Raw genomic sequence first — 15842 nt, forward strand, 5'->3', positions numbered from 1 at the left:
TGGGCCGGAGCGGTCGTGCTGGCAGGCAGCTATCTGCTCGCGGTGTGGACGCCACAGGGCCAGGCCCTGGAGAACGCCGCGCTGCGCGGTGCGGACCAGGTCAGCGGCCAGGACTTCGTCAGCGCCAACGTGGAACTGCACGCCATCACCATGGTCTCTCTCGCGGCGCTGACGCTCCTTGTGGCGACGATCGCGCTGGTGCGGAGGAGGGTGGACCTGGCGGTCGCGGGTGCCGGGCTGATCGTCCTGAGCCAGGCGATCACACAGCTCTTGAAGCGGTTCATCCTGCCTCGGCCAGAACTGGTGGACGCCGCCGGCCATGCGCACAACAGTTTTCCCAGCGGCCACACCACCATCGCGCTCACGGTGATCTTCGCGCTCATCCTTGTCGTGCCCTACCGGATGCGCGGGATCATGATGTTCTTCGCCGCGCCGTGGGCCCTCAGCATCGGCGCGTACACCATCACCGCCCAGTGGCACAGGTTCAGCGACACCCTCGGTGCCATGGCGGTCGCACTGATATGTGCCTGCCTGTCTTCGTGGTGGCTTGCCCGCCGCGGCCGCGTGGTCCGATACCGAGGCAGGACGTTCCGCGGACGTGTCATCCTCGCCGTCCTGATCATGGGGTTGACCGCGCTGACCCTGGCGATGGGCGGACTCCTCTGGGGCGCAGGATTCAGCCGCGGCATCGACTTCTCCGCACCCGACGAGGTGTGGGACTACAACGCCTACTTGGGGGCGAGTGTGCTGTCGCTCGGCTTCGCGGGACTCTCCATCCTCTCCTTCTGGGGGTTGTGGCACCGACGTGACGTCGCACCTGCGGTGCGCTCCGCAGGGGCCGACACGGACTCGCGGTGAGCGTGAGCGCCCCGAGGGTCGCCAGATAGAGACCGACGGGGTGGATCCCATGATTCTGGACCAGCCAGGTCGCGGCGAACAGGGGGCAGCGCGGCCCCGAGCAGGTGTAGTAGTGCACACCGGAGCCGGTGTACCGGGTGGTGGTGGGGAAGAGCCCCATCCGGGTCATGCCGACACTGAGGAAGAGCAGCATCTGCCACAGGTTGAGATCCTCACCGGTTCCCATGGACCCGGCATTGAGTCAGACGCCGAAGGAGGCGCCGATGACGGCCCTTGGAGCCTCACTGTGCTTCGCAGCTGCCGATGATGCCATTGGCTTCCCACCACTTGACCCCAGTGCCGGCAGCGGCGCAGTCTTCGAGCTTGCTCGCGTTCCAGTCGGCCCACCAGCCGTAGGCCTGAGTGGTGACGGTCCCTATGGGGTTCTTGAGGATCGAGGTGACGTCACCGGTCGTCTGACTCACGAGCCTGTAGTCATCGATGAGACCGTCGACAGCGCAGGAGTCAGCCCAGACATGTGCTTCACTCGCGGCCACTTGTTCCCGGTCACTGACTCCATGGCAGCTCGACGCGGAAGCAGCAGGAGCTGAAAGCGCGATTCCCGATGACATCATCCCGAGGGCGGCGAACGTGCAAGCAAGACGTGCTGGAGTTTTCATGAGCGGGAGCTCCTCTCGTGTCGACACAGGCATCAAGCGGGAATGTTCCTGTCACAAGACTTGTCCCGGAAAATACACGTCGACTCGACAGCGCCTGACTTGTGGCTGAACCTGTCGAGGTCAGTGTCTCCGATCCTCGGAGAGCTTGCGCGAGACGTGGAGACCCCGCCCCGCCCTGCCCAGACCAGAGACAGCGCGACCCCGGAGGAACGGTCGGAAGGCACACATTGACGCGATGTCTAGGGACAATCCCTCCGGAGTCAACGGGATGAGGCGTCGTGCTCAGCCCTCGATCGTGGCCAGGACCTCCCCGGCACCGACGGAAGCGCCCGGCTCGGCCTTGAGCCCCTTGATCTTGCCGGCCTTATGGGCCGTCAGCGGCTGTTCCATCTTCATGGCCTCGAGGACCAGGATCAGGTCGCCTTCGGCGACCTTGTCCCCGTTCTTGGCCTGCACCTTCACGATGGTGCCCTGCATGGGCGAGGTGAGCTGGTCACCGGAGGCTCCGGCGGCCGCGGTGCTGCGCGACTTGCGCCGTCGCTTCCTGCCCGCCTGGGTGGCGAGCTTCCCGGCGGCCAGCGACGCCGGGAGGCCGACGGTCACCCGCTTGCCGTTGACCTCCATGACCACCGAGGCGCGTTCCTCCTCGTGATCCGGGTCGGCGTGGGCGGAGAGCGGATTGTACGGAGGGATCGTGTTGTCGAACTCGGTCTCGATCCACCGGGTGTGCACGGAGAACGACGCCGGCGCCCTCCGGTGTCCGTGCCCGCCCTCCTCGGCCGCGAGCTCAGGGACGAAGGCCGGGTCCTCGAGGACCCGGCGGTGGAAGGGCAGCACGGTGGGCATGCCCTCGATGGTCATCTCCGCCAGCGCCCGACGCGCACGCTGGACGGCCTGGGCGCGGGTGGCGCCGGTGACGATGAGCTTGGCGACCATGGAGTCGAAGGCCCCCGAGATGGTCTCGCCGGCACGCACTCCGGAGTCGACGCGCACACCGGGCCCGGTGGGCAGGTCGAAGCGCTCGAGCTTGCCCGGGGCGGGCATGAAGTTGCGCCCGGCGTCCTCACCGTTGATGCGGAACTCGATGCTGTGACCGCGGATCTCCGGGTCGTCGTAGCCCAGCCGCTCGCCGCGGGCGATCCGGAACTGCTCACGGACCAGGTCTATGCCGGTGACCTCCTCGGAGACAGGATGCTCCACCTGCAGGCGGGTGTTGACCTCCAGGAAGCTGATCGTGCCGTCCCGGCCCACCAGGAACTCGCAGGTGCCGGCACCGGTGTAGCCCGCCTCGCGCAGGATCGCCTTGGATGCTCGGTAGAGCTGCCGGTTCTGCTGGCGGTTCAGGAATGGGGCCGGGGCCTCCTCGACCAGCTTCTGGTTGCGGCGCTGCAGGGAGCAGTCACGTGTGGAGACGACCACGACGTTGCCGTGCTCATCGGCCAGGCACTGGGTCTCCACGTGGCGCGGGGCGTCCAGGAACCGCTCGATGAAGCACTCTCCGCGGCCGAAGGCGGCGGTGGCCTCACGCACGGCGGAGTCGTAGAGCTCCACGATCTCCTCGTGCTCGCGGACCACCTTGATGCCGCGTCCGCCGCCGCCGTGGGCGGCCTTGATCGCGATGGGCAGCCCTTGCTTGTCCGCGAACTTGATGACCTCCTTGGCGGACTTCACCGGTTCCTTGGTGCCGGGTGCCATCGGTGCGCCCACCTTCTCGGCCAGCTGCCGGGCGGAGACCTTGTCGCCGAGGGTCTCGATCGCTTCCGGGGTGGGTCCGATCCAGGTCAGCCCGGCCCGGGTGACGGCGCGGGCGAAGTCGGCATTCTCGGAGAGGAACCCGTAGCCGGGGTGGACGGCGTCGGCGCCGGTGGCGCGGGCGGCCTCCAGGAGCTTCTCGACCACCAGGTAGCTGTCCGCGGCCGTGGCCCCGCCGAGGGAGTAGGCCTCGTCGGCCATGGTGACGTGCATGGCGTCGCGGTCCGGATCGGCATAGACGGCCACAGTGGACAGCCCCTCGTCGCGGGCCGCACGGATCACGCGCACCGCGATCTCGCCGCGGTTGGCGATCAGCACCTTGCTGAACTCGGTCATGGTCTCTTCTGCACTCCTGGTAGTCGGGGTGGACGCGGCAAAAACTTCAGCTGCTGGATCCGGGCTGGGGGACCGGCCCGTCCTCCAGCTGGGCACGGAGCCGGGCCAGCGCGGCGGGCGAGACGCCGATGACCGATTCCCGGTCGCCGTCGACGTGCTCGATGAACTCTGCCGCCGCACCCTCCAGAGTGAAGGCGCCGGCGCAGTTCAGGGGCTCTCCGGACTCCGCATAGGTGCGGATCTGCTCATCGGTGGGGCGGCCGAAGGTGATGCGGGTGGAGACCGTCTCTCCTGCGGCCTGCAGCTCTCCGTCATGGCCGGGCTGCTGCCCCAGCCAGCTGGAGCCGGTGGTGCGGGTGGCGCTCGCGGCGTCGACCAGCCAGTGGCCGGTGTGCAGCGTGCCGGTGGACCCGCGCATCTGCCGCCAGCGTTCCACGGCGACCTCGATCTCATAGGGCTTGCCGTAGGCGACGCCGTCGAGCTCGAAGACCGAATCGCAGCCCAGCACCAGGGCGCCGCGGGCCGCGCCTCGGGAGGCGACATCCTCGGCCTTGGTGCGGGCCAGCAGGAGGGCCTCCTCGGCGGGGGAGAGCGGCCCCAGCGCCTCCACGGCGGAGGCGACGACGGCGGGTTCGTCCACCTCGGAGACGACCACCTCGAAGTCGAGGCCGGCCGCCTCGAGGATCTGGCGGCGGCTCGGGGAGGCGGAGGCGAGGATCAGCCGGGGCGCTCGGTCACGATGTGCGCTGCTCATCGGGTCACCTCAGTCCTGCCGCGTGCTGCCAGGAATCTGTGCCCGGGCGGCCCCACAGACCCAGGTGGCGGCGGCGCTGCAGGGTGCGGTCGCGCGGGCCGGTGGTGCCGGCGCTGACGTCGGCCACCGGCTCCGCAGTGGCCAGCCGCCCGATGACGGCGGTGACCGCGGCGAGCTCCTCGATGCTCAGCGGGGTGCCGCCGACCTGCAGGACAGCCTGCTCCTGCACCGGTTCTTCGCTGCCGGGGTCCTCTGGGACGACCGTCATGCTCGGGTCTCCTTCCGCGACGTCGATGCCTGTGCGCTCCGCCCGTTCACAGCGGGATGTTTCCATGCTTCTTGGCGGGCAGCGCCTCGCGCTTGTGGTACGTCGCGCGCAGCGCCTTGGTGACCTGCCAGCGGGTCTCGGCGGGTTCGATGACGGCGTCGATGTAGCCCAGTTCGGCGGACTGGTACGGGTTGAGCAGCTCGGACTCGTAGTCGTCGATGAGCTCCTGGCGGCGGGTCTCGACGTCGCCGCCCTCCTTCTGCACGGCGGCCAGCTCCCGGCGGTGCAGGATGTTCACCGCACCCTGGGCGCCCATCACGCCGATCTGCGCAGTGGGCCAGGCCAGGTTGACGTCGGCGCCGAGCTTCTTGGAGCCCATCACGATGTAGGCGCCGCCGAAGGCCTTGCGGGTGATGACGGTGATCTTCGGGACCGTGGCCTCCGCGTAGGCATAGAGCAGCTTGGCGCCGCGGCGGATGATGCCGTTGAACTCCTGGTCGGTCCCCGGCAGGAAGCCGGGCACGTCCACCAGGGTGAGGATTGGGATGTTGAAGGCGTCGCAGAACCGCACGAAGCGGGCGGCCTTCTCGGAGGCGGCGATGTCCAGGGTCCCGGCGAGCTGCGCGGGCTGATTGGCGACCACTCCGACGCTGCGGCCCTCCACCCGACCCAGGCCGATGGTGACGTTGGGGGCGTAGAGCGCCTGGAGCTCCAGGAAGTGGCCCTCGTCGAGGATCTGCTCGATCACCACGCGCATGTCATAGGGCTGGTTGGCCGAATCGGGGATCAGCGTGTTCAGCGCCTCGTCCTCGGCCTCGATCTTGGCGCGGTCCTCGTGGGGCTCCACGGGGGCCTCGGCGAGGTTGTTCAGCGGCAGGAACTCCAGCAGCTCCTTGACGAACTCGAGGGCGTCCTCCTCGTCGGAGGCCAGGTAGGAGGCGGTGCCGGTGGTGGTGTTGTGCTGGCGAGCCCCGCCGAGGGTCTCCATGTCCACGTCTTCACCGGTGACGGACTTGATGACGTCGGGACCGGTGATGAACATGTGCGAGGACTTGTCCACCATGATCACGAAGTCGGTCAGCGCGGGGGAGTAGGCGGCGCCGCCGGCGGAGGGGCCCATGATCAGGGTGATCTGCGGGACCACGCCGGAGGAATGGACGTTGTTCCGGAAGATGTCGGCGAACATGGCCAGCGAGGCCACGCCCTCCTGTATCCGGGCGCCGCCGCCGTCGTTGATGCCGATGACCGGGCAGCCGTTGCGGGCGGCGAACTCCTGGACCTTGACGATCTTCTCGCCGTTGACCTTGGAGAGCGAGCCGCCGAAGACCGTGAAGTCCTGGGCGAAGATGGCCACCATGCGTCCGTCGATGGTGCCGTAGCCGGAGACGACGCCGTCGCCGAGGAGCTTCTTCTTCTCCATGCCGAAGGAGGTGGACCGGTGCACCGCGAGGGCGTCGAGCTCCACGAAGGAGTCGGGGTCCAGCAGCATCTCGATGCGCTCCCGGGCGGTGTGCTTGCCCCGGGCATGCTGCTTCTCCACTGCCGCCTCTCCCGCGGGGGCGTGGGTGAGGTCCCGCCGGCGGCGGAACTCGGCAAGCTTGCCGGCGGTGGTGGACTGATCGTGCTCGGCGCCGGGCTTCGGGGCGGTGCGGCCGTCGGCGTTGGCGCGGGCGTCAGTGCGGGGGGAGGTGCTCATCGTCCGTGGGGAACCCTTTTCTCCGGCGGTCGGCGGACGGCAGCGTCACAGGGTGCGCTGGTACGCGGTCGCGTCGCTGCCGGATCCTTCAGGAACTCTACAATCCAGCGGCCAGTCTAGCCCGCTCAGGTCGGCCGACGGCTGTAGGAACCCTACAAGGCTGGGCCCGGGGCGGAACGCGAGTGTGACGCAGGTGACATATGAGGGTTACCCATGAGTAGAATTGGGGGCATGACTGAGTCCGCAGCATCCACTCCCGCAGACGCCCCCGCAGACGCCCTCACCGGGATCCCCGCTGAGATCCTCGGCGACCGAGACCTGGACGGCGCCCGCGTGCTGATGTCCGGCGGCAGCCGGGGCATCGGTCACGCCATCGCCGTCGCCCTGGCCGGCCGAGGTGCACACATCGCCATGCTCGCCAAGACCGACACCCCGCACCCCAAGCTCGCCGGGACCGTGCATTCGGCGGTCTCCGACGTCGAGGCCGCAGGAGGCCGTGGACTGGCGATCGTCGGGGACCTGCGGGAGGACGCCGACGTCGTCCGTGCCGTGGAGACCACCGAGGCGGAGCTCGGCGGCGTGGACATCATCATCAACAACGCCTCGGCGATCGATCTCTCCACCATCGAGGCGTTGGACATGAAGCGCTACGACCTGATGCACGACATCAACGTCCGGGGCACCTTCCACCTCTCCAAGACCGCCATGCCGCATCTGCGTGAGGCCGCCGCCGCGGGACGGCACGCGCAGGTCCTGACCCTGTCGCCGCCGCTGACCGACGCCGAGGGTCGCCTGGATCCGCAGTGGTTCGGCCGTCATCTGGGCTACACGATGGCCAAGTACGGGATGTCGATGACCACTCTGGGGCTCTCCCAGGAACTCTCCGGGACAGGGGTGGATGTGAACTCGCTGTGGCCCGCCACGCTCATCGACACCGCCGCCATCCGTGCCATGCCCGGCGGCGAGGAGATGGTCCGCGCGGCGCGGACCCCCGCCGTCGTCGCCCACGCGGCACTGGCCCTGCTCTCGGGTGCGGCCGGACGGCGCAGCGGGGAGTTCCTCACCGATGAGCAGGTGCTCGCCGCCGCGGGGGTGGAGGACCTCTCCGACTACGCTGTGGAGCACGGGCGCGAGCTGATCCCGGACATCTTCCTCTGAGGGGCGATCTTCCGGGCATCAGGGTGGCGCAGGATCATCGGGAGGAGCGGAGTGGGAGACGGCAGCGGGCAGGACCATGATCAGGGCGCTGGAGGCAGCCCGACGGCGGCGGCACCCGCCGGTGCACGCCCCCTCGACACCGGGCCCTTCGACACTGGGCCCCTCGACGCTGGGCCCCTCGACACTGCGCGGCTGCGCGAGGAGCTGGTCAGCGCCGGGCCCTACTCCCAGCTGCGGGTGCTCGACACCGTGGACTCCACCAACCTCCAGCTCACCCGGGCCGCCGGGGAGCCCGGATTCACCGAGACATGGCCCCACCTCTCGGTGCTCACCGCAGAGGAGCAGACCGGTGCCACCGGTCGGCTCGGTCGGGGCTGGAGCTCCCCGCCGCGCACCTCATTGTCCACCTCCGTGGTGCTGCGTCCTGGACGGGACGGCGTCGACCCCACCCCCCAGCTGCCCTGGATCTCCCTGGTCGCTGGGCTCAGCCTGGTGGAGGCGCTGCGCGGCGGGCACGGGATCCCGGCTCGACTGAAGTGGCCCAACGACGTCCACGTCGCGGGGCGCAAGATCTCCGGGATCCTCTCGGTGCTGGCTCCGGTTCCTGCCGGTTCCCGAGGAGGGATCACCGTGGTGCTCGGTGTGGGGGTCAACGTGCTGCTGCAGGCTCGGGACCTGCCCACCTCGACTTCGACCTCCGTCCTCCTTGAACTGCGCCGCCTCGGGGAGGACGGCTCTGCTGAGCGCGTGCCGGGAGCACAGCAGAAGACCGACCTGATCACCGGGCTGCGCACCGAGGTGCTCGTCGGGCTGCTGGAACGCCTCGCCGCGAACCTCGCGGAGCTGGAGCGCACGGCCGCCTCCGGATCCGGCATCCGGGACAGCGGCCTGGGTGAGCGCATCCGCCGGGCCATGGACACGCTCGGCCAGGAGGTCCGGGTGGAGCTGCCCGGCGGGAGCGCTGCGCGCGGCGTCGCGGTCGGGCTCGAGCAGGACGGCTCGCTGCTGGTGGAGGTCACCCACCGCCGCTCCGGCGCCGAGGAGCCTTGGCTGCCGGCTCCCGGCCCTGCCGCGGAACGACGCCGCGGATTCTCCGCCGGAGACGTGGTCCACCTGCGACGGGCCGATGGCTGAGCCCGCAGGTAGACTGGCCCGGTGCCCGGCCCAACCCCTGCTGGCCGGTGTCTGACCTGATCAGAGCGGAGGACGAGGGCTCACGATGAAGCTGAAGCTCGTGGACGGCGAACAGGTCGTCGTGCGCACCCGCGCCCACCATCGCGCCCTGATCCCTGCGTTGCTGAACCTCCTCCTGGCCGTGACGGTGATCAGCTTCCTGCTCGGCTACGTCTCCCGCGGATCCCAGCCTGAGTTCATCCGCTACTACAGCCACATCGGGGTCTTCCTGATCTGGGTGGGCGGCGGACTGTGGCTGGTGCTCGGGACTCTCCGCCCGGTGCTGCGCTGGGCGGTGCGACTCACCTATCTGACGACCCTGCGCGTGGTGCAGAAGAACCTGCTCGGCGCGCCCCAACCGGTCGTGGTGCCGCTCGGGCTGATGTCCGAGGTGCAGCTCAAGCAGTCGCGGGTGCAGTCCATGCAGCTGGCCGGGGACCTGGTGCTCATCCACGGTGCCTATGGACAGCAGCAGCGCACCGTGCTGGAGGACATGCCCGACGTCGAGCATCTCCACACGGTCATGGCGGAGGAGCTGGCGGCCTACCGGCAGGCCGTGGCCCGGCAGTACTCCCAGCAGCCCGGGATGCAGGCTCCGCGCGGGCCGGAGAACTTCGGCCATTCGGCAGGACGGACGGTGTGAGGCATGGTTGAGCAGCACGGTGAAGGGACCCGCGCGGGGGGCGACGCTCCCAGCGAGAGCACCGGCGAAGATGCCGCCCCCTACTCCGCCGATGAGCTTTCCGCGGCGCGCTCGGACTGGTCCGACTTCCCCTCCCCACGGCCGACGACGACACCCAGCCTCCACACCGGTGAGATCACCCTGCCCCGCCCCACCGCCACAAGGCCTGCTGGTCCGCCCCCGACCGCGCCCACTCCGCAGAACCTGGACCTGGGCGATCGCCTCGACGCCGGTGCCCCGACGGCGGCGACTCCGCAGGAGGCGCAGCAGACCGGCCAAGCTGAGCAGGCTGAGCAGGTCCCTGCCGATGACGAGACTCCGGAGGGTCTCGGTGACGCCGAATACCCCGAGTGGGAGCGTGCCCCCGAGACGGCCGCCATCCCGATCCCCACGGTCGAGCAGCAGGGCTGGCACCGCAACATCCGGGATCTGGAGCATCGTCTGCTCGGCGCCGAGCGGACCCTGACCTATCGGGAGATGGCCGCCGAGCTCGGGGTCTCCACCCATGCGGCCCGCAGGCTGTGGCGCGCCCTGGGATTCCCCAACCTGGATGACGACGTCAAGGCCTTCACCGACGCCGACGTCGAAGCTCTGTCCACGATGATCGACCTGGTCCGTGAAGGACATCTCAACGAGGAGACGGCGATCTCCCTGACCCGGTCCGTGGGGCAGATGACCGATCGCATGGTGGTGTGGCAGATCGAGGCGCTGGTGGAGGACAAGATCGCCAACCAGCGACTCTCCGATGCCAAGGCCCGCACGCAGGTGGTGGAGACCCTTCCCGAGCTGATCGGACCGATCCAGCAGCTGATGGGCTACACCTGGCGCCGGCAGCTCTCCGCCGCGCTGCAGCGGCTCACCGTACGCGTGGAGTCCGGTCTGGCGGCCACCGCGCTGGGTCGGGACGGCTCCGAGCATGACTCGCCCCTGCCGCTGGCCCGTGCGGTCGGCTTCGCGGACCTGGTCTCCTACACCTCTCTCTCGCGGACCATGAACGAGCGCACGCTGGCCCACACAGTGCAACGTTTCGAGTCCACCTGTGCGGAGATCATCTCCATCGGCGGCGGCCGGCTGGTCAAGACCGTCGGGGACGAGGTGCTGTTCAACGCGGAGACCCCTGAGGCCGGAGCGGAGATCGCCCTGGCCCTGGCCGAGAGCATCGCTGCCGACGACGTCCTCCCGCAGGCGCGTGTCTCGGTGGTGTGGGGCCGGGTGCTCTCCCGCATGGGTGACATCTATGGGCCCACGGTCAACCTGGCCGCACGGCTCACCGCGCTCGCAGACCCCGGCACCATCCTGGTGGACTCCGTGACGGCTCGCTCCCTGGAGCCCGACGACGACTACCTGCTGGTCCCGCAGCCGCCGCGGATCGTGCGCGGGTTCGGGGAGGTCCAGCCGCATATGCTGCTGCGCGCCGGCGGCACCGGGATCGTGCTCGAGAACTCCTGAGCCCTCCTCAGGGGGCGGGGGCACCCGCGCGGGTGTCCTCGGGCACCACCAGAGGGGTGCCGGTGACGGGGTCCGGCACCACGCGGTTGGGCAGCTCGAACACCTCTCGCACCAGCTCGGTGGTCAGCACCCGCTGGGGGTCTCCTTCGGCCACAATCTTCCCCTGGCGCATCACCACCAGCCGGTCGGCGTAGCGGGCGGCCTGGTTGAGGTCGTGCAGGACCACGACGATCGTCCGGCCCTGCAGATGCAGGGCGTGCAGGACGTTGAGCACCTCGAGCTGGTGGGAGATGTCGAGATAGGTGGTGGGTTCGTCGAGCAGGATCGTCGGCGACTGCTGGGCCAGCACCATGGCGATCCAGACGCGCTGCCGCTGGCCGCCGGAGAGCTCGTCGACTCGGCGTGCGGCCAGGTGCTCCGTGCCGGTGAGGCGGAGCGCCTCGTCCACGGCGTGCTGGTCGTCGGCGGACCACTGGCGCAGCAGCCGCTGGTGTGCGAACCGACCTCGGGCGACGAGCTCGCTGACGCCGATGCCGTCCGGGCTGGTGGCTGTCTGCGGCAGCAGGCCCAGGCGGGAGGCCGCCTGCCGCGCGGACCATCGGCGCAGGTCGGACCCGTCGAGCAGGATCCGGCCCTGATCGGGGGTCAGCAGCCCGGCCAGGGCGCGCAGCAGCGTGGACTTTCCGCAGGCGTTGGGTCCGATGATCACGGTGAACGAGCCTCGGGCGATCTCCAGGCTCAGCCCGGTCGAGACCGGAGTGTCTCCCGGTTGGAGAGTCACGGCGTCGGCGACGAGCGGGTCGGCCCTGGCCGGGGAGGCGGGGCTGGTCTGGACGTTCCGGCGGCAGGGAGTCGTCATTGGGTCCTTCGGATCTCGTGGATGAGCAGCCAGATCAGGTAGGCGCCGCCCAGCGCCACCGTGACCACGCCTGCTGGGATGGTCATCGGCAGGACATGCTGGGCGACGGCGTCAGAGGCCAGCAGGAGGAGCGCCCCGCAGGCGGCGGTCGTGGTCAGGGGGATCTCCGCGGTGCCCGCGAGGCGGCGAGCGATCTGCGGTGCGGCCAACGCGACGAAGGAGATCGGCCCGCACATCGTGGTCACCACGGCGATCAGCGCGACGGCCACCCCGATGAGCAGCAGCCGCGCCCTCTCCACACGCAGCCCTGTGCTGCGGGCGACGTCGTCGCCGAGGCTCAGCTGACGCAGCGCGGGGACCCCGAGCAGCCCGAGGCCCAGCAGCATCAGTGTCAGGGCCAGGGCCGCGGGGAGGGCGTGCAGGGGCAGCCGGCTCAGCGTCCCTGCGCCCCAGGCGGAGGCTGCCATCGCGGTGTCGAGGTCCGCGGTCAGCAGCAGCCAGGTGTTCGTCGAGGCGAGCATCGAGGACACTCCGATCCCGACGACGATCAGCCGGAACCCCTGCAGACCGCCTCGCCAGGCGAGCAGATGGATGATCGCCGCAGCGGCCAGACCTCCCAGCAGCGCGCCGGCCAGCTGCCCGGTCCAGCTGCCTCCGAGCACCACCAGGACCACCAGCATCCCGGTGAAGGATCCATGGGAGAGCCCGATGATGTCCGGGCTGGCGAGGGGGTTGCGCGTCAAGGTCTGGAAGATCGCGCCGGAGACGGCCAGTGCGGCGCCGAAGGCCAGGGCGGCCAGGGCGCGGGGCAGGCGCCATTCCATCACGATGGTGCGGGTGAGTCCGTCCTCCTGTCCGGCGAAAGCGTGGAGCAGCTCGGTGACGCTGAGCGGATAGTCGCCCCAGGCCAGCGAGCCGATCAGCAGCAGCCCGGAGGCTGCGCAGAGGATGGCCGTGGTCGTGAGGGCGCGGCGTGCCGCCACGACGCGGGCTCCGCCGACGCGGAGCAGCATGTTCCTCGGGCCCGGCGTGATGCTCACAGGGTGCTCGCCCGACGTCTGCGGACCAGAACGATCAGCACCGGGGCCCCCACGAAGGCGGTCACCAGTCCGACGGGCATCTCCCCGGGGACGAGGAGCCGGCCCAGGACGTCGGCGAGGAGCATCAGCAGCGCACCCAGGAGGATGGATCCCGTCATGATCGTGCGCTGGTCCGTGCCCCAGGTCCAGCGGGCCACATGCGGGACCATGAGTCCCACGAAGGCGATCGGCCCCGCGATCGCGGTCGCCCCGCCGGCGAGCAGCGTCAGGCAGCCCAGGACCAGGTGCTGCAGCCGGTGGGGCGCGACTCCCTGGGCGCGGGCGACATCAGCTCCCAGGCTCATGGAGTTCAGCGCCGGGGTCATCAGCACAGCACCCAGCAGGCCCAGCCCGATCAGCGGCATCAGCGGAAGACTCACCTCGAAGCCGCGGTCCAGGAGGCTGCCGGCGTTCCAGCTGCGCATATGGTCGAACGCCTGCGGATGGGTCAGCACCAGCGCGGTGGTGAGCCCGGAGAGCACGGCCCCCACCGCCACTCCGACCATCGTCAGGTGCGTCGGCTCGGCCGGCCCTCTCCGGGAGGTGCCGATCGTCTGGACGGCGAGGGCGGCGAGGAGGGCCCCGGCGCAGGCCAGCCAACCGTGCGCCACCGGGTCGGTCATGCCCCACAGACCCACGCCGACGGCGACGAAGAAGGCCGCCCCCGCGTTGACGCCCAGGATCCCGGGATCCGCGAGCGGGTTGCGGGTGAAGGCCTGGATGAGCGCACCGGCGGCCCCGAGCCCGGCGCCGACCGCGACGGCGGCCGCGGTCCGGGGCAGCCGCTGCTCGAGGATCACGTAGTGAGATTCGGCGGTGCCGCCTCCGGTGATCGTCGCCAGCACGGTGTCGGGCGACAGCGGATTGGCGCCCACCGCCAAAGACGCGACGAGTGCGCCGGGAAGCAGGACGGCTGTGACCAGAATGGCGATCCTGCCGCCCCTCCGCCGATGCTGCGAGCGGGGCCTCCTGGCGGCCGTGCCGACTGCCGCGGTCACCGCTCGGAGAGGATGGCGTCGAGGTCGTCGAGCACCACCTGGCCGCCCAGCGGCCCGACACCTGTAATCCAGAACGATTGGTCCACCAGGTGCACGTCCTCGAAGGCGTCCGAGTTCTGCGTGACGGCCTCGGGCATGGTGGTGGGGTCCTCAGCATCGATGGAGGTCACCAGGACGAGGTCGGCGGTGCCCGAGCGGACGTTCTCCGGGGAGATGTCCAGCGAGATGTCTTCCCAGTCATGGTCGGGGATGGTGAAGCCAGCACATTCCAAGGTGCTGCCCGCGAAGGAGATCGGGCCGTAGAGGGTCAGCCGGGCGTCTCGAGGGCGGATCAGCTGTGCGGTCTCCCCGGCGGTGTCGTGCTCGTCGGCGATCTCTTCGCAGCGGTCCCGATAGTCGGCGAGCAGGTCACGTCCTCCTTGGGCATCTCCCAGTGTCTCGGCGATCAGCTTTACGTTCTCTTCCCAAGGGTCCGCCTGGGTCTCCATGAAGATGGTGGGGGCGATGTCGGAGAGGCGGTCATAGATCGCGGAGTGCCGGGACTCGGTGCCCAGAATGACATCAGGCTCCAGAGCGGCGATGCGTTCCACATCGGGCTCGGGGACGGTGCCCACCGTGGTGAGGTCTGCGACGTCGTCGCCCAGGTATTCGGGGGCACCGGTGGATTCATCCAGCACGGCAGCACCCACCGGCGCCCGTCCCAGGGCGACGGCGGTGTCCAGCTGGACCGGCTCCAGGACGACGATCCGCTCCGGGTCATCGGGCACGGGCGTCTCGCCGCGGGCATGGTCGATCGTTCTCGTCTGGGCGGCTCCGGGGCCCTCCTCGGAGGAGGCGGGTTCCTCGGGTGAGGCGCTGCACGCTGTGACCAGGCTGAGCGCCGCGACGGCGACCGTGACGCTGATCAGCCGGAGCCGAGCAGGGTCGGGGCTCTGGACGGCCTCCTCGACTGGAGTGCGGGACAGGTCGGTGTGGGTCATCATGCCTCTGTTCGATGTCGTGGGAGGGGGTATGGGAAGCCGGCGGGGTATGGGAAGCCGGACTCGGGCGAAGGCTGGAGGGACGGGCGGGACGGGCGCTGAGTCCAATAGGCCTGCGCCTGGATCTGGGCCGCGGGGAGCCCTGCGAGGCGGAGCCGACGCTTGAGCGCCGCGACCTGGGAGCTCTCTGTGGCTGCCCAGGCGTAGAGGTCGGCGATGTCCGGAGGGCCGACGGCGGCCCCCGACGCACCGTCGGGACCGAGCTCGCGGGTGAGCCAGCGTGCCGCTGAACGATGAAGCGCCTCGCCGCGAGCCGCATCCGGCCGGCAGATGACCTCGAACGAGGCGCCGGGGAGGGTCTCTGTGTGGGCCTGTAGGCAGCTGCGGATCCAGGCGGCGTCCTCGGGATCCTCAGCCTCCGCCGTGACGGTCACCTCCAGGGTCCCGAGATGCCGGTGAGGAGCGGAGGCGTCGTCGTGCGCGTGGGGGCGGCTGAGGCCCGCAAGGATGCCGAGGATCGCGGGGGCGGCGGACTCGTCGCCGCCGATCCACGCCCTGCGGGCCCCGCCTGGTGTCCACTGCACACAGCGCTCGAGCCGGTTCTGTGACGCTTCGGCGCCGGAGATGACCAGTGCGTCCCCGGGACGGGCCAGGGACGCCCACCGTGCGGCAGGGCCGGGGTGGGCGTGGAGATGGACGTCGACGTCGAGCTCTCCGGCTGTGGGGCGGGCTGCGCTGACCGTGTAGCTCCGGAGCAGGGGCCGTCGGCGGGCAGGCAGGTCCCGCCAGCGTCGGCGCCACCGGGACTCCGGGAGCAGATCCTCCGCGAGTTCGGGAGCGAATCCGTCGTCCTCGGAGGGCAGCAGGATCTTGAACCGGTGGTCCAGCCCCAGGGGAGCGAAGCGGCGCAGGGACTCGCTGCGCAGGGTGATGCGGAGGAAGCCCGGTGAGAGTCGGGTCGTGCCGTGCACGCGGGTGAGGAAGAGCCGGTTCGGGGATTCGGCGAATCGGGGCGGAGGCGCCTCACGGGTGCCGGGCGCGGTGCGGTCCATCGTTCCTCCACTGTGGCTCGCAAGCTTTGCGCATGAATATGTTGCGAAATAGACGGGATGGCAGCAAAGGGTGACCTTATCAGAATAGA

At 70.0% G+C, this 15842-nt stretch carries 15 protein-coding genes; 5 read left to right on the forward strand and 10 right to left on the reverse strand.

Annotated features, from left to right (window positions below; translation table 11 throughout):
- The first annotated feature begins 15 nt into the window (after positions 1-15).
- Positions 16-858 carry a phosphatase PAP2 family protein gene (locus ODE13_RS03475; protein ID WP_322477990.1) on the forward strand — a complete coding sequence of 281 codons (843 nt, stop codon included), beginning with the start codon at positions 16-18 and terminating at the stop codon, positions 856-858.
- A gap of 281 nt (positions 859-1139) precedes the next feature.
- On the opposite strand, the gene ODE13_RS03480 is transcribed toward ODE13_RS03475, so the two are convergent.
- From ODE13_RS03480 to ODE13_RS03500, 5 genes are all read right to left on the reverse strand, one after another.
- Complete coding sequence (locus tag ODE13_RS03480) at positions 1140-1517, reverse strand: hypothetical protein (protein WP_322477991.1); 378 nt, start codon at positions 1515-1517, stop codon at positions 1140-1142.
- A 282-nt stretch (positions 1518-1799) separates the two neighbouring features.
- Positions 1800-3605: an acetyl/propionyl/methylcrotonyl-CoA carboxylase subunit alpha gene (locus tag ODE13_RS03485; protein WP_179540817.1), complete on the reverse strand. Its 1806-nt coding sequence runs from the start codon at positions 3603-3605 to the stop codon at positions 1800-1802.
- A gap of 46 nt (positions 3606-3651) precedes the next feature.
- A complete protein-coding gene (locus ODE13_RS03490; RefSeq protein WP_322477992.1) occupies positions 3652-4359 on the reverse strand; it encodes a Maf family protein in 708 nt (235 codons plus the stop codon).
- A gap of 4 nt (positions 4360-4363) precedes the next feature.
- Positions 4364-4627 carry a hypothetical protein gene (locus ODE13_RS03495; protein ID WP_179540815.1) on the reverse strand — a complete coding sequence of 88 codons (264 nt, stop codon included), beginning with the start codon at positions 4625-4627 and terminating at the stop codon, positions 4364-4366.
- 46 nt (positions 4628-4673) lie between these two features.
- A complete protein-coding gene (locus ODE13_RS03500) occupies positions 4674-6323 on the reverse strand; it encodes an acyl-CoA carboxylase subunit beta (RefSeq protein ID WP_179540814.1) in 1650 nt (549 codons plus the stop codon).
- 231 nt (positions 6324-6554) lie between these two features.
- On the opposite strand from ODE13_RS03500, the gene ODE13_RS03505 reads away from it, so the two are divergent.
- The 4 genes from ODE13_RS03505 (at position 6555) to ODE13_RS03520 (ending at position 10785) form a co-directional block, all read left to right on the forward strand.
- Positions 6555-7481, forward strand: a complete 927-nt coding sequence (locus tag ODE13_RS03505; RefSeq protein WP_322477993.1) for an SDR family oxidoreductase — start codon at positions 6555-6557, stop codon at positions 7479-7481.
- Positions 7482-7532: 51 nt separating this feature from the next.
- Positions 7533-8615 (forward strand): biotin--[acetyl-CoA-carboxylase] ligase, encoded by a 1083-nt coding sequence (locus ODE13_RS03510; protein WP_322477994.1) that lies wholly within the window; start codon positions 7533-7535, stop codon positions 8613-8615.
- A gap of 85 nt (positions 8616-8700) precedes the next feature.
- Positions 8701-9297: a hypothetical protein gene (locus ODE13_RS03515; RefSeq protein WP_322477995.1), complete on the forward strand. Its 597-nt coding sequence runs from the start codon at positions 8701-8703 to the stop codon at positions 9295-9297.
- Positions 9298-9540: 243 nt separating this feature from the next.
- Complete coding sequence (locus ODE13_RS03520) at positions 9541-10785, forward strand: adenylate/guanylate cyclase domain-containing protein (RefSeq protein WP_378937843.1); 1245 nt, start codon at positions 9541-9543, stop codon at positions 10783-10785.
- Positions 10786-10792: 7 nt separating this feature from the next.
- On the opposite strand, the gene ODE13_RS03525 is transcribed toward ODE13_RS03520, so the two are convergent.
- From ODE13_RS03525 to ODE13_RS03545, 5 genes are read right to left on the reverse strand one after another with little or no spacing between them, the layout of a single operon-like run.
- Positions 10793-11644, reverse strand: coding sequence for an ABC transporter ATP-binding protein (locus tag ODE13_RS03525; RefSeq protein ID WP_322477996.1), 852 nt, complete (start codon positions 11642-11644; stop codon positions 10793-10795).
- Complete coding sequence (locus ODE13_RS03530; protein ID WP_322477997.1) at positions 11641-12684, reverse strand: FecCD family ABC transporter permease; 1044 nt, start codon at positions 12682-12684, stop codon at positions 11641-11643. Before ODE13_RS03530 ends, ODE13_RS03525 begins: the two co-directional genes overlap by 4 nt.
- On the reverse strand, positions 12681-13721 hold the full coding sequence (locus ODE13_RS03535) for an iron chelate uptake ABC transporter family permease subunit (protein WP_322477998.1): 1041 nt from the start codon (positions 13719-13721) through the stop codon (positions 12681-12683). The genes ODE13_RS03530 and ODE13_RS03535 overlap by 4 nt, the downstream gene beginning before the upstream one ends.
- Entirely contained in the window at positions 13718-14704 is a 987-nt protein-coding gene (locus tag ODE13_RS03540; protein WP_322477999.1) for an iron-siderophore ABC transporter substrate-binding protein, read from the reverse strand. The genes ODE13_RS03535 and ODE13_RS03540 overlap by 4 nt, the downstream gene beginning before the upstream one ends.
- Positions 14701-15753, reverse strand: a complete 1053-nt coding sequence (locus ODE13_RS03545; protein ID WP_322478000.1) for a siderophore-interacting protein — start codon at positions 15751-15753, stop codon at positions 14701-14703. The genes ODE13_RS03540 and ODE13_RS03545 overlap by 4 nt, the downstream gene beginning before the upstream one ends.
- Between the last annotated feature and the right edge of the window lie 89 nt (positions 15754-15842).

Origin of the sequence: Nesterenkonia sp. HG001 (assembly GCF_034438835.1) — a bacterium.
In the GTDB taxonomy this organism is placed as follows: Bacteria; Actinomycetota; Actinomycetes; order Actinomycetales; family Micrococcaceae; genus Nesterenkonia; species Nesterenkonia xinjiangensis.